Raw genomic sequence first — 17408 nt, forward strand, 5'->3', positions numbered from 1 at the left:
GATGCTAGAGAATATATCATTTGCCAACCCCGAGTTCTTTTGGTTGCTATTGCTGCTTCCTTTGGCCGTGCTGTGGTATTTCTACAAAAGGCACGAGCAGTCGGCATCGTTAAAGCTTCCGACCATTGAAGGTTTCGGAAAGCCGGGCATCCTACCCCGGTTGAGGCCCGCCTTGTTCGCTATGCGCCTTTTGGCCCTTGCCGCGATAATTACGGCCATGGCGCGCCCACAGACCGAAGACATCTCGACACGTACGAAAACCACCAAGGGCATCGATATTGTCATGGCCATCGATGTGTCGTCGAGTATGTTGGCCCGCGACCTAAGGCCCAACCGCCTTTCGGCGCTTAAGGAAGTGGCCGCCAATTTTATAAAAGAGAGGCCCAACGACCGCATAGGCCTTGTCGCCTATGCAGGCGAGGCATTTACAAAAACGCCCATTACCAGCGACAAGTCGATCGTACTGCGATCGCTTCGCGAAATCACCTACGGCCAATTGAACGATGGTACGGCCATAGGCATGGGCCTGGCCACCTCGGTCAACCGGTTAAAGGAAAGCAAGGCCTCCAGTAAGGTAATCATCCTGCTTACCGACGGGGTGAACAACTCCGGCTTTATCGAACCCCAAACGGCGGCCGATCTAGCCATAGAATTCGGAATAAAGACCTATACCATTGGCTTGGGCACCAATGGAAATGCCTTATCGCCGATCGCCTACAACGCCGATGGATCGTTCCGGTACGGAATGCGCCAGGTCGAAATCGACGAAGACCTTTTAAAGGATATCGCAAAAGTGACCGGGGGCAAATATTTCAGGGCCACCGATAACGACAAACTGGAAGCCATCTACGAAGAGATCAACAAACTGGAGAAAACCGAAATAGAGGAGTTTAAATATTATAAATACGAGGAAAAATTTAGGCCTTGGGTTCTTTTGGCAGGAGCACTGCTCTTGTTGGAATGGTTGCTAAGAAACACCCTTTTCCGAAGTTTTATTTAGTTGTATAGACCAACATGATACAGTTCGACGAAAAAATATACTTTTACTTCTTGGCGGTTATACCGGTAATCGTGGTGCTGTTCATATTATTGCAGATCTGGAAGAAAAGAACACAGCGCAAATTCTCCGATCTGTCTTTGTTGAGGAGAATTACACCCAACAGGTCGCGGTTCAAGTCGAGCTTAAAATTGATTTTCTTTCTGTTGGGCCTTAGCTTTTTGATTCTGGGGCTGGTCAACCCCAAGATAGGCACCAAGCTCGAAACCGTCAAACGCGAAGGCGTGGATATCGTTTTTGCCGTAGACGTCTCGAAAAGTATGTTGGCCGAGGATATCGCCCCCAACCGTCTCGAGAAGGCAAAACGGCTGGTCTCGGAAATCATCAACCAGCTGGCCAGCGATCGAATAGGCATTATCGCCTATGCCGGACAGGCCTTTCCGCAGTTGCCCATTACCACCGATTACGGAGCCGCAAAAATGTTCTTGCAGAGCATGAACACCGATATGCTTACCTCCCAGGGCACCGCCATTAATGAAGCCATTGAATTGGCCACCACTTTTTATAACGACGACGAGCAGACCAATCGCGTACTTTTTATCATTTCCGACGGGGAAGACCATTCGGAAGGGGCGGCCCTGGATGCCGTGGAAAACGCGGTGGAAGAAGGCATTCGAATTTACACCATCGGCGTGGGCCAAGCCAAGGGAGCGCCCATCCCGATCAAACGCAACGGCGTGGTGGAAAGCCTGAAAAAGGACGCTCAAGGCGAAGTGGTCATTACCCGCTTGAACAAAGACGTACTGGTAGACATTGCCGATGAGGGCAATGGCCATTATATCGACGGGGCCAATACCGAAAAGGCCGTTGAAACGATAAAGGAGGAACTGCTTCAAATGGACAAAAAGGAATTCGAGTCCAAGCAATTCGCCGAGTTCAAAGATCAGTTCCAATGGTTTTTGGGCATAGCCCTATTATTCCTATTTTTAGACATATTCGTTTTGGACAAAAAAACGACTTGGTTGAAAAAGCTGAACCTGTTTAACGAAAAGCTCGAAGAATAAATGAAAAACCTGGTTCTTATACTGTTTTTTATTGCCTCCTTTTCTTTTGCCCAAGAGGATGATAAGGAAAGGGCAGAAGCGCTTTCCGAGTCTAAAGACCTTACATGGCGGGCCAACAAGCAGCTTTCCGAAGATAATTTCGTTGCGGCCGAGGCCGATTATCGCCGGGCCATAGCCAAAAGCAGTGACAATGCGGCGGCCCCCTACAACCTGGGCAATGCGTACTACAACAAAGAAACGTACAGTGAGGCCTTCGGCCGGTTCAAACAGGCCGGAGAGCTGGCAACGAGCAAGGCCGACAAGCACAGGGCCTACCACAATATGGGCAACGTGTTCATGAAAAGAAAGGAGTACCAGAAAGCGGTAGACGCTTATAAGGAAGCCCTTAGAAACAACCCAAAAGACGATGAAACACGTTACAATTTAGCCTTGGCCAAGGAAATGCTCAAAAAGGAACAGGAGCAAAACGACCAAAACCAAGACAACCAAGATAACCAAGACCAACAGGACCAAAAAGACCAGAACGAGGATAAGAAAGAAGGGGACAACGAAGACGAGAACAAGGACCAGGACAAGCAGGACGAGGGCGACCAAGGTGAGGACGGCGATCAAAACGACCAGGAAAAGGACGAAAACAAGGAGGGCGACGGCGATGAGAAAAAAGAACAGGAGAAAAAACCTGAACAAGGCGACCAAGACGAGCAAGAACAGCCCCAACAGCCCCGTCCAAATCAGCTGAGCAAGCAACAGATCCAGAATTTGTTGGAAGCCATGCAAAACGAAGAGAAAAAAGTTCAGGAAAAAATCGATGCCCAAAAAGTGAAAGGGGTAAAGGTTAAAAATGAAAAAGATTGGTAATGACCCTGATGTTTAAAAATATCTTGACCTTTTTTATGGTGGCAATCGCCGCTTTGGGCACTTATGCCCAAGACGATGACGCCATTACATTTGAGATGAAGCTCAGTAAGGACAAGCTGGGCATCAACGAGCGGCTGCGCGTAGATTTTACGATGAACAAGGACGGGGACAATTTCACCCCTCCCGATTTTGAAGGTTTTCGCGTGTTAATGGGGCCTTCGCAGTCTATAAGCTCTTCGTGGATCAACGGGGTACGCAGTTACTCCAAGACCTATTCGTACACCCTGGCACCTACGGCAAGGGGAGAGTTTACCATTAAGCAGGCGACCATCGTTATCGATGGAAAGGTCTACAAGTCCCTGCCCCGAAAGGTAGAAGTTACCGCAGCGGTCGATAAGCCCAGCGATCAAATGACCATAGACGATGTGGCCGACGAAGGCCTGCACCTCGTCGCCGAGGTCTCGAAGACCAACCCCTACCTGAACGAGGCCATTAGCGTGGTCTACAAATTATACGTTGCACCTTCCATCAGTGTTTCGAATTACCAGCCCTTGGACAATCCGAAGTACAACAACTTCTGGAGCCAAGACATTCCCGTACGCCGTTTATCGGCTGAAAACGGGACCTACAAGGGCAAGCCCTATCGCTACGTCGTATTGAAGCGCGTGGTACTTTATCCGCAGAAATCGGGCAAATTGGAAATAGAACCTTTATCCTTGGACGTGACGGTAGACGTACCTACGACAAAACGGGATTTTTTTGGAGGCCGGATCTATTCACAAACCAACAAAACGGTGTCGGCAGGAAGACGTACGATCAACGTGAAGCCACTTCCGGAAAAAAACAAACCGGCGAACTATGGCGGTGCCGTAGGAAACTTTGATTTTTCGGTAAGCACCAGCAAGACCACCTTGAACGCCTCCGAATCCTTGCAGGCGATCGTAGAGGTCAGCGGCAAGGGCAATTTAAAGCTCTTTCAACTACCGGAACCCGACCTGCCCGGTTCATTGGAGGTATACGACCCCGAATTCAGCGAAAACGTGCGTACCACACTTTCCGGATCACAGGGCAAGGTGAGCAACAGCTACACCATCGTACCCTCGTTCAAGGGCAAGTACCCCATACCCAGTATCACATTTTCCTACTTCGACCCTTCTTCGGAAACCTATAAGACCTTGAGTTCCGATGAAATCATTATCAATGTAAAAGAAGGCCCGGTAAATTCGGCCGTGGCCAACCTGCCCGGCAACGCAGGCGCCAAAAGGGTGGTGACCACGGGCGACCAGTTTAACTTTATCAAGCTCAAGCCCGACCTAAGGGCCATAGGCACCAATTATTTCTTTGGGTCGACGAGGTTCTATCTATGGCTGTTATTGCCCCTGCTCTTGATTCCCGTGGCCATCGCCCTTGGCAAAAAACGCGAAGCGATCGCCAGTGATGTCGTAGGCAACCGTGTTCGCCGGGCCAACAAATTGGCGCGAAAATACCTTTCAAAGGCGAAAAAAGAACTGGGCGACAAAGAAGGGTTCTATATCGCCCTCGAGAAGGCCTTGCACAACTATCTGAAGGCGAAGTTGAAAATAGAAACGTCGGAGTTCAGCAAAGACAAGATAGCCTCGCTTCTCGCCGAGAAGCAAGTTGACCAAGGTACATCGGACGGATTTATAGCCTTATTAAAAAATTGCGAGATGGCACGTTACAGCCCGTTTTCAGACGTTCAAATGCAGCAAGATTACGATAAGGCCAGTGAAGTGATTTCGCAATTGGACAAGCAGTTGTAAAAAGATATAAACCATAATTTAAGGTACAGCCCTGTGAAAAATTTGATCTACATAGTACTTTTTCTTTTTGGGTTCACTGTTTCCGCACAGAACGAAGCCCTGTTTGACCAGGCCACGGAGGCCTACAATGTAGGCGAGTACCAAAATGCCATAGACGCCTATCTCGAAATACTCGACAATGGCGAGCATTCCGCGGCATTATACTATAACCTCGGCAACGCCTACTACAAACTCAATCAAATAGCGCCCAGTATCTATTACTACGAAAAGGCCCTGTTGTTAAAACCCAATGATCCCGAAATTGAGAACAACCTGGCCTACGCCCGGAACATGACCTTGGACGCCATAGAAACGATGCCCGAAACCGGGTTGTCGAAAATTTACGAAAGCGTAGTGGGCCGTTTTTCCTTTGACCAATGGGGTTACACCGCCGTTGTCTTTATGATTCTGTTTGTGCTCCTTTACATCGCCTTCTACTTCTTTCAATATTCGTTCAGAAAACGTTTGGCCTTTATAACCAGTATGGTCGCCCTGTTCATCTCGGCGATTTCAATGGTCTTTGCTTTTCTACAGTACAACAAGTTCAAGGCCGACCAGCCCGCGATAGTTTTTGCCAGCGAGAGCAGTGTTAAATCGGAGCCCAACCTTAGAAGCCAAGAAGCTTTTTCCCTTCACGAGGGAACCAAGGTCAACGTAATCGAAGGGCTCAATGAGTGGAAAAAAATAAGAATTGCCGACGGTACCACGGGGTGGATTCCTGCCGAGGATATTAAACTAGTTAAAGATTTTTAGAACTTCCTTAACAAAGAATCGGGCCTTATGCCGTTATATTTGTAACTTATTACCCATTATGAAAGGCATTTACCGAGTAACATTATTGCTTCTATGGCTGTTTGCGATTACCGCACCTAGCCTTATTACGCTATATGATACGGACAATGCCATAGTGGTCAACAACCTGAACGAAGAGGAACAGCAAGAATCGGGGAAAAAATCACAAGCAGAAGAAAAATTCGTAGACCACCATATCTTGGATTTTGCACTGACGAACTTTTCCCTAAGGCCTGAAATCGGGGATTACCACCGTTTTTCAAGTCTTGACCACACCTTGGAAGTACTTTCCCCTCCTCCCGAGTACAACTTATAGCCCTTTCCTTTTTCCGGTTTCATACTATTGCCGAGCTTTGAACTTTGGTTAGGCCGGTACGCCTTGGGTTTTACATCCCTAATCCCCTATTTTTCATAAAAAAAGGCGTAATTTATTCAATAGTAGCAATCTTGGAAAAATATCCGAACAACAAATTCGGCAAGATCGATAGTAAACAGCAATTTGGCAGAACAAGACTCGGGGCACCCCTGTGCCTATCGAGGGCCATTAAATCTACAACCCATAAAGAAGTACATAAGAAGTTATGAAAGCACATACAAAAGAAACACAAGCGACAATGACACCCCAAAAGGCCCTGGACTTTCTAAAAGAAGGAAACAAGCGCTTTCTTCAGAACCTGAGGGCCAATCGCAACCTGCTCGAACAGGTAAACGACACCCGCGAAGGGCAATTTCCCTTTGCCACCATTTTGAGCTGTATTGATTCACGGGTGTCCGCAGAACTGGTCTTCGACCAAGGGCTAGGAGATATTTTCAGTGTCCGGATCGCAGGCAATTTTGTCAATGAGGACATTCTCGGCAGTATGGAATTTGCCTGCAAACTGGCAGGCACCAAACTTGTGGTCGTTTTGGGCCATACCAGTTGCGGAGCCATCAAAGGAGCCTGCGACCACGCGCGCATGGGCAACCTCACCGCCTTGATCAACAAACTGGAACCGGCCGTAGAGGGCGTGAAGGAACCCGCGGACGAAAATCTAAGAAACTCCCAAAACCTCGAGTTTGTCGACAAGGTTTCCGAAAAAAATGTTATGTTGACCATGGAACGTATCCGCAAAGAAAGTCCCTTACTTGCCGAAATGGAAAAAAATGGCGAGATCCTTATCATAGGTGGTATGTACGATATAAGCAATGGCGAGGTAACTTTCTTCGAATAAATGGAAGCGTCCCAACACCTATTTGTGCCACTAGTACCCCGAATGGTAAAAAAGGGGTTGGGTCGTGCAATCACATACATGTCAAAATTCAACCCTGAAGGGGTAGAAATCAAATTCAACTCTAAAAACACACATATACAGAAACCGTACATCGTGTTTGCCCGCATCGGGCACCAATATTTACGTTCTGCATACCTTACTTAAAAACTTAACTTGACTATTATGAAAAATTTATTTTCAAACCTTAAAGGAGACCTATTTGGAGGCATTACCGCAGGTATCGTAGCCCTACCCTTGGCCCTGGCCTTTGGTGTAAGTTCAGGAATGGGCCCAAGTGCAGGACTCTACGGCGCCATCTTCATTAGTTTTTTTGCCGCCCTTTTTGGTGGTACGAGCACCCAAATTTCCGGGCCCACCGCCCCGATGACCGCTGTGAGTATGGTGGTTATTGCCGGTATAGTGGCCTTGTACGACGGTAGTCTCGAAAAGGCCCTGCCCGCGATTCTCCTTATTTTCCTTTTGGCAGGACTCATGCAAATCGGACTCGGTCTTCTCGGCATAGGTAAATACATAAGATATATACCTTATCCGGTGGTCTCGGGCTTTATGACGGCCATTGGGGTCATCATCCTCGTTACGCAAATCTTGCCCGCCCTCGGTTACTACCCAAAGGAAGATGAGGAATTCGTCAACCAATTCAAGCCCATGGCCGAAGAAATTATCTTGGAAAATATTTTAAAGGAAGAAGCCGGTGAAGGCATCTTGGTTCTCGAAGACTTTGAAGAAACCATAAGTCGCGCGGGGGCCATCACCGAGGAAGATATGATGAAAGAGGCCCGAACCCTTGCCCAGACCGAAGCTTCGGGGGTAATCGGTTCCATTAAGGTCTTGCCCAGGGCCTTGCAGAACATCAACTGGCTCGAACTCATCCTTGCCTTATCGACCATTGTCATTATTTATGGCTTTAAACGCATTACCACGGCCATTCCCAGCGCCCTTGTGGCCTTAATCGTCGTTTCGGGGGTCGCTTATGGCTTCGGATTGGACTACAGACCCATAGAACAGATCCCCAGTGGCTTTCCCGTACCGAACCTCAACATCTTTACCGAATTCGAGTTAGGTGCCATCTCACCCTATGTGTTTACGGCGCTGACCTTGGCCCTGCTCGGTGCCATAGATTCCCTTTTGACATCGGTAGTGGCCGACAATATGACGAAGACCAAGCACAAACCCAATAAGGAATTGATAGGGCAGGGTATCGGTAACAGTATAGGGGCAATCTTTGGCGGAATTCCAGGCGCCGGTGCCACAATACGAACCGTAGTAAATATAAATGCCGGTGGCAAAACCAAACTTTCGGGTATGGTGGCCGGGGTACTTTTGCTCATTATTCTCTTGGCCCTGGGGCCCGTGGCCTCGCAGATTCCCGCCGCCGTACTCGCCGGGATCTTGGTCACCGTAGGTATCGGTGTAATGGACTATAAAGGACTTAAGGCCATACCCAGTTTGCCAAAGGATATCAGCCTGGGGCCCATCAAGCTCAGCTCCGAAGTTGTGATAATGCTAATTGTATTGGTACTATCCTCTATATGGAATTTGGTATATGCCGTGGGGGTCGGCCTGGTCATCGCATCGCTCATGTTCATGAAAAAAATGGGCGACCTTACCGCCGAACGCTCTGATGTAAAACCCCTCGAAAAAGAAGAAGGTTGGGCCGATGAGGCCAATTTTCCCCAAAATCTAAAGGAAGAGGTGTTTATAAAGCACCTGAAAGGGCCGCTTTTCTTTGGATCGACAAGCGAATTCCAACAATTGGCCGATCAAATACCGCGAACGGCATCCACGGTAATTATACGAATGGGACGTATGCAGTATATGGATCAATCGGGCCTCTATACCCTCGAAGATGTTTTGATCGATTTAAAAAAGTCGGGCATGAACATATTATTGGTAAACGTGCTTCCGCAGCCAAGGTATATGATGGAGCGGGTAAACGTTATTCCCAAATTGATTCCCGAAGAGCACATCTTTACCGATTTTGACCAGTGCCTTGCCTGGGTAAAGGAAAACGTGAAGGACAGACATAAGGCAATCGAATCGGCCCCCGTAATCGAGTAGGCCATTAAAACGCCCCTGAAGTTACAAGGCCCCGAAATTATCGGGGCCTTTTTTACTTGAAATGTACGGTGTAAAGCAAAATCAGGTTCGGTAAAATGTCTTAAATTTGCGCCATTAGCCAAAACCATGATCGAAACGTTAAAAAAGCATATCGCCGAAGTTGAAAAGTTTACTGCCGACAACAAGGAAGCAGTTGAGGCTTTTAGAATCAAATATTTGGGAAAAAAGGGATTGTTGAACGAGTTTTTTGCCGAGTTCAAGAACGTTCCCAATGAACTCAAAAAAGAATTCGGCCAAACCATAAACCAATTAAAATCGGCGGCTACCGAAAAGGTGAACGCATTAAAGGCCGAGTTGGAGAACACCAGTGAAGAAGCCGGCGTCTACGGAGACCTTACCCGCCCGGGCGAGGCACTTGAACTCGGTGCCCGCCATCCGATTTCCATTGTCAAGAACCAAATCATCGAAATCTTTTCAAGAATTGGGTTCAATGTATCGGAAGGGCCGGAAATAGAGGATGATTGGCACAATTTTACGGCCCTCAACCTGCCTGAATACCACCCCGCGCGGGATATGCAGGATACTTTTTTCATACAGACCGACCCCGATATATTGCTGCGCACCCACACTTCGTCGGTGCAAGTGCGCTACATGGAAAACAACCAACCCCCGATCCGTACCATCTCCCCGGGCCGCGTGTATCGAAACGAGGCCATTTCGGCACGGTCGCACTGCTTCTTTCACCAGGTCGAAGGCCTGTATATCGACGAAGATGTCTCGTTTGCCGATCTAAAACAGACCTTGCAGTTCTTCACCCAAGAGCTCTTTGGCAAATCGAAGATCAGGCTGCGTCCGTCGTATTTCCCGTTTACCGAACCCAGTGCCGAAGTCGATGTGTATTGGGGACTTGAAACCGAAACCGACTATAAGATGACCAAGGGTACCGGCTGGTTGGAAATCATGGGTTGCGGCATGGTCGACCCCAACGTTCTCGACAACTGTGGCATCGATTCCAAAAAATACTCCGGTTTTGCCTTCGGAATGGGCATCGACCGTATCGCCCTACTGTTGCACCAAATATCGGATATTCGCTTGTTGAGTGAGAACGATGTTCGCTTTTTAGAACAGTTCAAGAGTGCGCTTTAACCGCTGTAGAAGTGAAAAAAGACATAGAGATACCAATTGCCAAAGACGTTCATGTCGCCATTATACGGGAATGGAACGATGAATTCCTTTCCAAAGACTGGAACGCCTACATCTTGAACAACCGTAGGGATCCGATAGAAATGACCATCGTGGTATCGAAAGGCTTCGATTCAGATCGCAAGACCTCTACCATGCGCCACGGCCTGGGCGACATTGCGGCCAAGTCTTTTGTAAAGATCGAACTCTTGACCGAAGAGGTCCTAGCCCTTGACAATGAGTTTTTCGTTACCTTTTTTGCCGATGGAAAACTATATGAAAAACGGTTTCTGTTTCCCAAATACAGTATTTCCGAACAAGCCTTAGCGCCTATACCCCTGATCGATAAGGAGGGTATCCTACCCAATTGAGCCCGTTCTTTAACAAAAAATTAGCACTTATTATCGAATTTTAAGTTCTTTTGGTTTGTTTCTTTCCGAACTAACTGTACCTTTGTCCCTTCAATTTTTATAGGTATGAACAAAGAAGAAGCTAAACAGCAATTAATAGAAGAGCTAGGGGTTCATTTTGAATCGGAATATTCCCTGCCTCCGTTGGCTGCAAGAATTTTCGCGAATTTGGTCATTACAGAGGAGGACGGACTTACTTTTGAAGATTGCCTAACAAAACAATGTGCCAGTAAAAGCTCGGTTTCCACATCGCTTAACTTACTGTTGCAAATGGATTTTATTAAATATTTTACCAAGTCGGGAGACAGAAAAAGATATTTCAAGATTGCCAATAAAGACGCTTTTTTTATCGGAAAACTGAATGCAGTGCTCAAAAAACTGGAAAAAGAGTCGGAAATGATAAAGAAAGTTGAAAGCTATAACATAGTCCATAACCCTAAAAAACACGAAGCCAACAAAGAAAAGAAGAAGATATACATGAAATGCGTAGAAGATACAAAAGCAATATATAGAAAGGCTATTGAAGATTTAAAGAATATACAGGAATAATTTTTTTGTCTTTATAGTTCGTTTATTTCCGAACATTCAGAATTAACAAAACCTTAACACGTTCATATTATTAACCACATACAAACATCCACCTACAAAATGAAGAAATTATCAATCATAGGACTATTAAGTGCAGGTCTTCTTTTAAGTTCCTGTTTTGGAACCACCCCCGAAAAGCAGGCAGGCGCCGCTGCACCCCCGCCACCAAGTTTAAAGGTCGGTGAACTGCAAAAGAAAGACATCACTATATATAATGAATTTGCCACGACCCTAGAAGGTAAGCAGAATGTTGAAATATGGCCAAAAGTAAGCGGCTTTATACAAGAAGTATATGTTGAGGAAGGGCAGAAAATTAAAAAAGGACAATTGCTTTTTAAATTGGAGACCCAAACCCTTAACCAAGATGCCAACGCTGCCAAAGCAGCGGTAAACGTCGCCCAAGTAGAGGTAGATAAACTTAAGCCCCTCGTTGAAAAAAACATCATCAGTGAGGTACAACTGGAAACGGCGAAAGCACAACTCGCCCAGGCCAAGGCCAATTATGAGAGTATTGTATCCAACATTGGCTATTCGCGAATTACCAGTCCGGTAGACGGTTACATTGGCGAGATTCCCTATAAAACAGGAGCTTTGGTAAGCTCAAATATGACCCAACCATTAACTACGGTATCGGATGTGAGCGAGGTACGTGCCTATTTTTCATTGAACGAAAAAGAGCTTCTGGCCCTAAAGGAATCCTTGCCAAAAAACGAGAACAACGGTATTGACCTTAAAAATGCCCCCGAGGTAACCCTGGTTATGATCAATGGCCAAGAATATCCCGAACCCGGAAAAATAGCCATGATCAACTCCATAATCAACGGCACTACAGGAAGTGTAACGGCGAGGGCCGATTTTAAGAACAAAAACAATTTGCTAAGCAGTGGTAGTACCGGTAAGATCAAGATGCCGGTTGTTTATGGAGGTGCCTATGAAATTCCACAGGAGGCCACCATAGACCTTCAAGGCAAAAAACTGGTCTATGTACTAAAAGACGACAATACCATTACTACAATGCCCATAAACATAGTGGCGAACACCCAAAAAGGGTTTATCGTGGAAAAGGGAATTGAGGAAGGAACCAAAATCGTTCTTGAGGGAGTGACCAAATTAAGGGACGGAATGACCATAAACCCTGTCCAATAACAACCACTACATACATTCCATAATCCATAAATAGAGAACAATGTTTCAAAAATTTATAGATCGTCCCGTACTATCTACGGTGATATCGATCATTATTGCCATTCTGGGTATTTTAGGACTGACCTCCCTGCCCGTTGAACAGTATCCTGAAATTGCACCGCCTACGGTACAGGTTTCAGCTACCTATACCGGTGCAAACGCCGAAACGGTGCTCAATAGTGTTGTTACCCCGTTGGAGGAGCAGATCAATGGTGTCGAAGGCATGTTGTACATGACTTCTACCGCCAGTAATGACGGATCAGCCAATATAAACGTATTCTTCAAACTGGGTACCGACCCCGATATTGCCGCCGTAAACGTTCAGAACAGGGTGGCCCGCGCCAATAGCGTACTGCCAGAGGCCGTAATAAACACCGGGGTAACTACCCAAAAGGCACAGACAAGTGCCCTAATGTTCTTCTCCCTATTTTCGGAGAACGAAAACTACGACGCCACCTTTGTCGAAAACTATGCCCGAATCAATTTGGTGCCCAAGTTGCAACGTATCGAAGGGGTAGGAAACGTTACCGTGTTCGGTGCCAAGGATTACTCGATGCGTATTTGGTTGAACCCCGAAAAAATGGCGGCCTATAAACTGATGCCATCCGATATTCAAGCGGCATTGCGCGAGCAAAACCTTGAGGCGGCCACAGGTAAGATCGGTGAAAATGCCGATGGTATTTACGAATACGTACTTAAATACAAGGGCCGTCTTTCCGAAGAGGCCGAATATGGGAACATCATCATCAAAGCACAGGATAACGGACAATATTTACGTCTTGGTGATGTGGCCGAAATTGAAATGGGCGCCTACAGTTACAGTACCCTGAACGAAGGTATGGGAAAACCCGGTACCGCCGTGGGTATCTTTCAGACCTCGGGTTCGAACGCCAACCAGATCATCGACGCCATCCAAGATATCCTACAAGAAAGTAAGAAGGATTTTCCAAAGGGAATCGATTATGTAATCCCGTACAACACCAAAGACTTCTTGGATGCCTCTATCGATCATGTGGTACAGACCCTTATCGAGGCCTTCTTGCTGGTATTTGTCGTCGTGTTCCTGTTCCTACAGGATTTTAGGTCTACCCTGATACCTGCGATTGCCGTGCCGGTGGCCATTATCGGTACCTTCTTCTTCCTCTCGCTATTTGGGTACTCCATCAACATGTTGACCCTTTTTGCCATGATCTTGGCCATTGGTATTGTGGTAGATGATGCCATTGTGGTGGTAGAAGCGGTACATGCCAAAATGGAAGAAGGTGCGGAAAACGCCAAAACGGCCACCAAGTCGGCCATGTCGGAAATATCCGGAGCCATTATATCCATTACCTTGGTTATGTCGGCGGTATTTATCCCCGTATCCTTTATCAGTGGTTCTTCGGGTGTGTTCTACCAACAATTCGGTATTACCCTGGCCATTGCCATTCTTATTTCCGCGGTAAACGCCTTAACCCTGAGTCCTGCCTTGGCAGCACTTTTCCTTAAACCCCACAACCCGTCGGAAGAACATAAGAAAAAGGGACTTTCGAAACGTTTCTTCACCGCATTCAATACGGCATTTGATGCGATGACGGATAAATATATCGGTTCGGTAAAGTTCTTTTCAAACAAAAAATGGTTGACGGTTTTATCCTTGGTTGTCTTTTCTGCCATCGCCGTAGCCCTTTTTAGGTCTACACCAACCGGTTTTATACCGAACGAAGATCAAGGTATTATCTTTACCGACGTATCATTGGCTCCGGGTACCACTTTGGAAAAAACCCAGGAAACGGTTAAGAAATTGGATTCGATCTACCAATCCATGGATGTTATCAAATCTAGGATGAACATTGCCGGTAGAAGTTTCTTGAACGGGGTAAACGGTGGCTCATACGCCTTTTCGGTAATCAAACTACAGGACTTTGATGATCGCAAAGCCGATTCCCTTTCGGTAGGTGCGACCATTAAAACCCTATTTGCCAAGGCATCGGCCATTAAAGAGGCCAATATTATCTTTATCGCCCCGCCCAGTGTTCGAGGTTTCGGAAACTCTGCAGGTTTTGAACTTAACCTACAGAGTAAGGATGCCGACGATTGGCTGACCATAGGCCAAACCACAAACGAATTCTTGGCCGCATTGAACGCAAGACCAGAGGTGCAATACGCCATCACGTCGTTCAATCCGAATTTCCCGCAATACGAATTGCAGGTCGATATCGAAAAAATAAAATCGGCCGGATTGGCCGTTACCGATATTTTCAACGCCATGCAAGGATATTATGGTGGATTGTACACAACCGACTTTAACAAGTTCGGTAAGCAATACCGTGTCATGATCCAAGCCAAACCCGAAGACAGGGCCGACGAAAATTCGTTGAACCATATTTTTGTAACCAACGGCAATGGCGAATCGGTAGCCGTATCGCAATTCGTATCCTTAAAGAAAATTTACGGTCCGGAGGTGGTAAGTAGGTTCAACCTGTTGAGCTCGGTAAAGATCAACGGTGCCATGAACCCCGGTTATTCTACAGGTGATGCCATTAAGGCCATCGAAGAAGTTGCCGCCCAGGTATTGCCCACCAATTACACCTATGAATATTCCGGGCTTACCAAAGAGGAAAACAGTGCAGGTAGCCAAACCGTACTCATCTTCCTGTTGAGTTTGATATTCGTTTATTTCTTGCTAAGCGCCCAGTACGAATCGTACATATTGCCCTTGTCGATCATACTGTCGCTACCCATTGGTATTGCCGGGGCTATCGGATTTATCAACCTGGCAGGACTTGAAAACAACATTTACTTCCAGATCGCCTTGATCATGTTGATCGGTCTGCTTTCCAAAAACGCCATTCTTATCGTAGAATTTGCCTTGCAGCGTAGAAAACACGGCATGTCTATCATCGACTCGGCCATTGACGGTGCAAAAGCGCGACTTAGACCTATATTAATGACGTCTTTCGCCTTTATCCTCGGTCTATTGCCATTGGCCCTATCATCGGGTATCGGTGCCGTTGGTAACCGATCTATAGGTATGAGTGCCGTTGGGGGCATGTTGATCGGTACCGTGTTCGGTGTCTTCGTTATACCGGCATTGTACGTTATTTTCCAATCCATTCAAGAAAAGGTGAGCGGTGCTCCCCAAGAAACAATCGAAGAAATAAAGAACTAGAGAAATCATGAAGAAATCAGCTATAAATAAATTCTTGTTGGTGGCCATGCTTCCGCTCTTGTTGGAATCTTGCTTTACGGCCAAGACCTATGAGCGGCCCCAGGTCGAGACCGAAAACCTGTACCGTACCGACCAACTGCCCCAAGACAGTATCTCTTTTGCCTCGGTGTCATACAAAGACCTTTTTACCGATCCCTATCTGAAAGGTTATATCGAAAAAGGATTGGAAAACAACCTCGACATCCGTATTGCCCTGCAGAACATCGCAGCGGCAGAGGCCTATGTAAAACAGGGGAAAGCAGGTTACCTGCCTACCATTAACGGTGCGGCAAGTGCTACCAGAACCGCAAGAACCAGTGAAAACGGTCAGTTCGGTAGTATCTTCTCTCAACCCTATAACCAATTCGAGACCTCGGGAACCCTTTCTTGGGAGGCCGATATCTGGGGGAAGATAAGAAGTACCAAACGGGCAAGCGACGCCAGTTACCTGCAGACCGTTGCGGCCCACAAAGCCGTTAAAACCAGTTTGGTGGCACAAATAGCTACCACATACTATCAGTTGTTGGCCCTGGACAAGCAAATTGCCGTAACCGAGGAGACCATTGAAAACCGTATGAGGAGCTTGGAGACCATTACCGCCCTGAAAGAGGCAGGGCAGGCGAACCAAGTCGGTGTAGACCAAACGGCCGCACAGTTGTACAGTGCCCAAAGCCAGTTGTTAGACCTTAAAAACTCGCTTTTTAAGACAGAGACGACCTTGAGTATTCTTTTGGGAGAGCAACCACAGACCTATACCCGTGGTTCCCTTGACGACCAAGAGCTGGCCAGCGATATGCAACTTGGGGTACCTGCCTTATTGTTGCGCAACCGACCCGATATTATGCAGGCCGAATTCGGATTGGTAAACAGTTTTGAACTCACCAATGTGGCAAGAAGCAACTTCTATCCGTCCATTACCCTTTCGGCCCAAGGCGGTTTTCAAAGTCTGGAGATCGATAATTGGATCGACAGCAGTTCTATTTTCGCCAACCTCGTCGGCGGCCTTACGCAGCCCATTTTGAACGGCCGAAAGGTCAGAACCGCTTACGAAGTGGCAAAGGCCCAGCAAGAGCAGGCGCTCCTTACCTTTAAAAAGACCCTGCTTACCGCAGGAAAAGAGGTTTCGGATGCTTTGAACGAATATAATACGGCCGTTGAAAAAGAAGCTTATGTGACCAAACAAGTGGTCGCCCTAAAAAGGGCCGAATCGAACTCGGAAGAACTATTAAACAGTGGATACTTAACCTATTTGGACCTGTTGACCGCAAGGGAAAACTCATTGAACGCAGAACTTAACCTGGTCAGCAACAAGCTTGCCCAATTGTCTGCTACAGTAGAGTTATACCGTTCCCTAGGTGGTGGATGGCACTAATATAACGACCTATGTTCAACAAGGACCGCTTTTTGGAATTTGCCCTTTCGAAGTTTGCAATATTTGGAAGCAAGCGCTTTACGCTGGACGACCTGGCCCAAGAGCTCGGTATATCAAAAAAAACGATATACGAGAACTTTAAGGGCAAGGAAGAGATTATTCAGGAAAGTTTGGCGGCTCTTATGAACAAGTTAAGGTCTGAAATAAACGACTGTGTAGAAAAGGAAAAATCTGACCCTATCCGAGCTGTAATAGGTATTTACAGGATAGGGTTGGATACCTTTAAATCTTTCAGTCCCAATTTTTTGCGAAGCCTAAAAAAATACTATCCCAATGTCTACCGTGTGTTCAATGATTTTCGCGAAAAAGAGGTTTCCGTTCTTGTGAAGGACCTGCTTTTAAGTGGGCAGGAGAAAGGCCAGATCAGAAAAGACGTCAATATTGACCTTACCTATGAACTTTATTACAATCGTATGGAATACATTGTGCACGCCGAAAACAAGAACTTCTACGAAAAATTTACTCCCGAAGAGCTCTTGAACCACATCATAATCAATAATTTAAGGGGTATATCCACCAAAAGCTATCTAGACCAAAACGACTCGGCCTTTCAATTGTAGG

At 46.7% G+C, this 17408-nt stretch carries 15 protein-coding genes; all 15 read left to right on the plus strand.

Going from position 1 to position 17408, the window contains the following annotated elements; genetic code table 11:
* Position 1 precedes the first annotated feature (1 nt).
* The 15 genes from BUB37_RS01170 to BUB37_RS01250 all read left to right on the plus strand — a co-directional run bounded on the left by BUB37_RS01170 (position 2) and on the right by BUB37_RS01250 (position 17407).
* Complete coding sequence (locus tag BUB37_RS01170) at positions 2–1000, plus strand: vWA domain-containing protein (RefSeq protein ID WP_072987156.1); 999 nt, start codon at positions 2–4, stop codon at positions 998–1000.
* A gap of 14 nt (positions 1001–1014) precedes the next feature.
* Positions 1015–2061 (plus strand): VWA domain-containing protein, encoded by a 1047-nt coding sequence (locus tag BUB37_RS01175; protein ID WP_072987159.1) that lies wholly within the window; start codon positions 1015–1017, stop codon positions 2059–2061.
* Positions 2062–2919: a tetratricopeptide repeat protein gene (locus BUB37_RS01180; RefSeq protein WP_072987162.1), complete on the plus strand. Its 858-nt coding sequence runs from the start codon at positions 2062–2064 to the stop codon at positions 2917–2919.
* Positions 2919–4700, plus strand: coding sequence for a BatD family protein (locus BUB37_RS01185; protein WP_072987165.1), 1782 nt, complete (start codon positions 2919–2921; stop codon positions 4698–4700). Before BUB37_RS01180 ends, BUB37_RS01185 begins: the two co-directional genes overlap by 1 nt.
* Before the next feature lie 33 nt (positions 4701–4733).
* Complete coding sequence (locus tag BUB37_RS01190) at positions 4734–5492, plus strand: SH3 domain-containing protein (RefSeq protein WP_072987168.1); 759 nt, start codon at positions 4734–4736, stop codon at positions 5490–5492.
* Between the two features lie 58 nt (positions 5493–5550).
* Entirely contained in the window at positions 5551–5847 is a 297-nt protein-coding gene (locus BUB37_RS01195; RefSeq protein ID WP_072987171.1) for a hypothetical protein, read from the plus strand.
* 265 nt (positions 5848–6112) lie between these two features.
* Complete coding sequence (locus BUB37_RS01205) at positions 6113–6742, plus strand: carbonic anhydrase family protein (RefSeq protein ID WP_072987179.1); 630 nt, start codon at positions 6113–6115, stop codon at positions 6740–6742.
* 222 nt (positions 6743–6964) lie between these two features.
* Positions 6965–8860: a SulP family inorganic anion transporter gene (locus BUB37_RS01215; RefSeq protein WP_072987184.1), complete on the plus strand. Its 1896-nt coding sequence runs from the start codon at positions 6965–6967 to the stop codon at positions 8858–8860.
* 126 nt (positions 8861–8986) lie between these two features.
* The gene (gene pheS / locus BUB37_RS01220; RefSeq protein WP_072987187.1) at positions 8987–10006 is read left to right on the plus strand and encodes a phenylalanine--tRNA ligase subunit alpha; all 1020 of its coding nucleotides are present in this window, start codon (positions 8987–8989) and stop codon (positions 10004–10006) included.
* An 11-nt stretch (positions 10007–10017) separates the two neighbouring features.
* Positions 10018–10413, plus strand: a complete 396-nt coding sequence (locus tag BUB37_RS01225; protein ID WP_072987190.1) for a hypothetical protein — start codon at positions 10018–10020, stop codon at positions 10411–10413.
* 105 nt (positions 10414–10518) lie between these two features.
* Entirely contained in the window at positions 10519–11001 is a 483-nt protein-coding gene (locus BUB37_RS01230; RefSeq protein ID WP_072987193.1) for a GbsR/MarR family transcriptional regulator, read from the plus strand.
* Positions 11002–11100: 99 nt separating this feature from the next.
* Positions 11101–12186, plus strand: coding sequence for an efflux RND transporter periplasmic adaptor subunit (locus BUB37_RS01235; RefSeq protein WP_072987196.1), 1086 nt, complete (start codon positions 11101–11103; stop codon positions 12184–12186).
* A gap of 40 nt (positions 12187–12226) precedes the next feature.
* Complete coding sequence (locus tag BUB37_RS01240) at positions 12227–15376, plus strand: efflux RND transporter permease subunit (RefSeq protein WP_072987199.1); 3150 nt, start codon at positions 12227–12229, stop codon at positions 15374–15376.
* Between the two features lie 7 nt (positions 15377–15383).
* Complete coding sequence (locus BUB37_RS01245) at positions 15384–16787, plus strand: TolC family protein (RefSeq protein ID WP_072987202.1); 1404 nt, start codon at positions 15384–15386, stop codon at positions 16785–16787.
* 11 nt (positions 16788–16798) lie between these two features.
* Positions 16799–17407, plus strand: coding sequence for a TetR/AcrR family transcriptional regulator (locus tag BUB37_RS01250; RefSeq protein ID WP_047247036.1), 609 nt, complete (start codon positions 16799–16801; stop codon positions 17405–17407).
* The last annotated feature ends 1 nt before the right edge of the window (position 17408 follow it).

Origin of the sequence: Pseudozobellia thermophila (genome assembly GCF_900141855.1) — a bacterium.
GTDB lineage: Bacteria > Bacteroidota > Bacteroidia > Flavobacteriales > Flavobacteriaceae > Pseudozobellia > Pseudozobellia thermophila.

Coding starts and splice junctions, on each gene's coding strand:
- BUB37_RS01175 (WP_072987159.1), top strand. CDS start 1,015: ATGATACAGTTCGACGAAAAAATATACTTTTACTTCTTGGCGGTTATA.
- BUB37_RS01215 (WP_072987184.1), top strand. CDS start 6,965: ATGAAAAATTTATTTTCAAACCTTAAAGGAGACCTATTTGGAGGCATT.
- BUB37_RS01185 (WP_072987165.1), top strand. CDS start 2,919: ATGACCCTGATGTTTAAAAATATCTTGACCTTTTTTATGGTGGCAATC.
- BUB37_RS01235 (WP_072987196.1), top strand. CDS start 11,101: ATGAAGAAATTATCAATCATAGGACTATTAAGTGCAGGTCTTCTTTTA.
- BUB37_RS01240 (WP_072987199.1), top strand. CDS start 12,227: ATGTTTCAAAAATTTATAGATCGTCCCGTACTATCTACGGTGATATCG.
- BUB37_RS01170 (WP_072987156.1), top strand. CDS start 2: ATGCTAGAGAATATATCATTTGCCAACCCCGAGTTCTTTTGGTTGCTA.
- BUB37_RS01180 (WP_072987162.1), top strand. CDS start 2,062: ATGAAAAACCTGGTTCTTATACTGTTTTTTATTGCCTCCTTTTCTTTT.
- BUB37_RS01195 (WP_072987171.1), top strand. CDS start 5,551: ATGAAAGGCATTTACCGAGTAACATTATTGCTTCTATGGCTGTTTGCG.
- BUB37_RS01205 (WP_072987179.1), top strand. CDS start 6,113: ATGAAAGCACATACAAAAGAAACACAAGCGACAATGACACCCCAAAAG.
- BUB37_RS01250 (WP_047247036.1), top strand. CDS start 16,799: ATGTTCAACAAGGACCGCTTTTTGGAATTTGCCCTTTCGAAGTTTGCA.
- pheS (WP_072987187.1), top strand. CDS start 8,987: ATGATCGAAACGTTAAAAAAGCATATCGCCGAAGTTGAAAAGTTTACT.
- BUB37_RS01230 (WP_072987193.1), top strand. CDS start 10,519: ATGAACAAAGAAGAAGCTAAACAGCAATTAATAGAAGAGCTAGGGGTT.
- BUB37_RS01245 (WP_072987202.1), top strand. CDS start 15,384: ATGAAGAAATCAGCTATAAATAAATTCTTGTTGGTGGCCATGCTTCCG.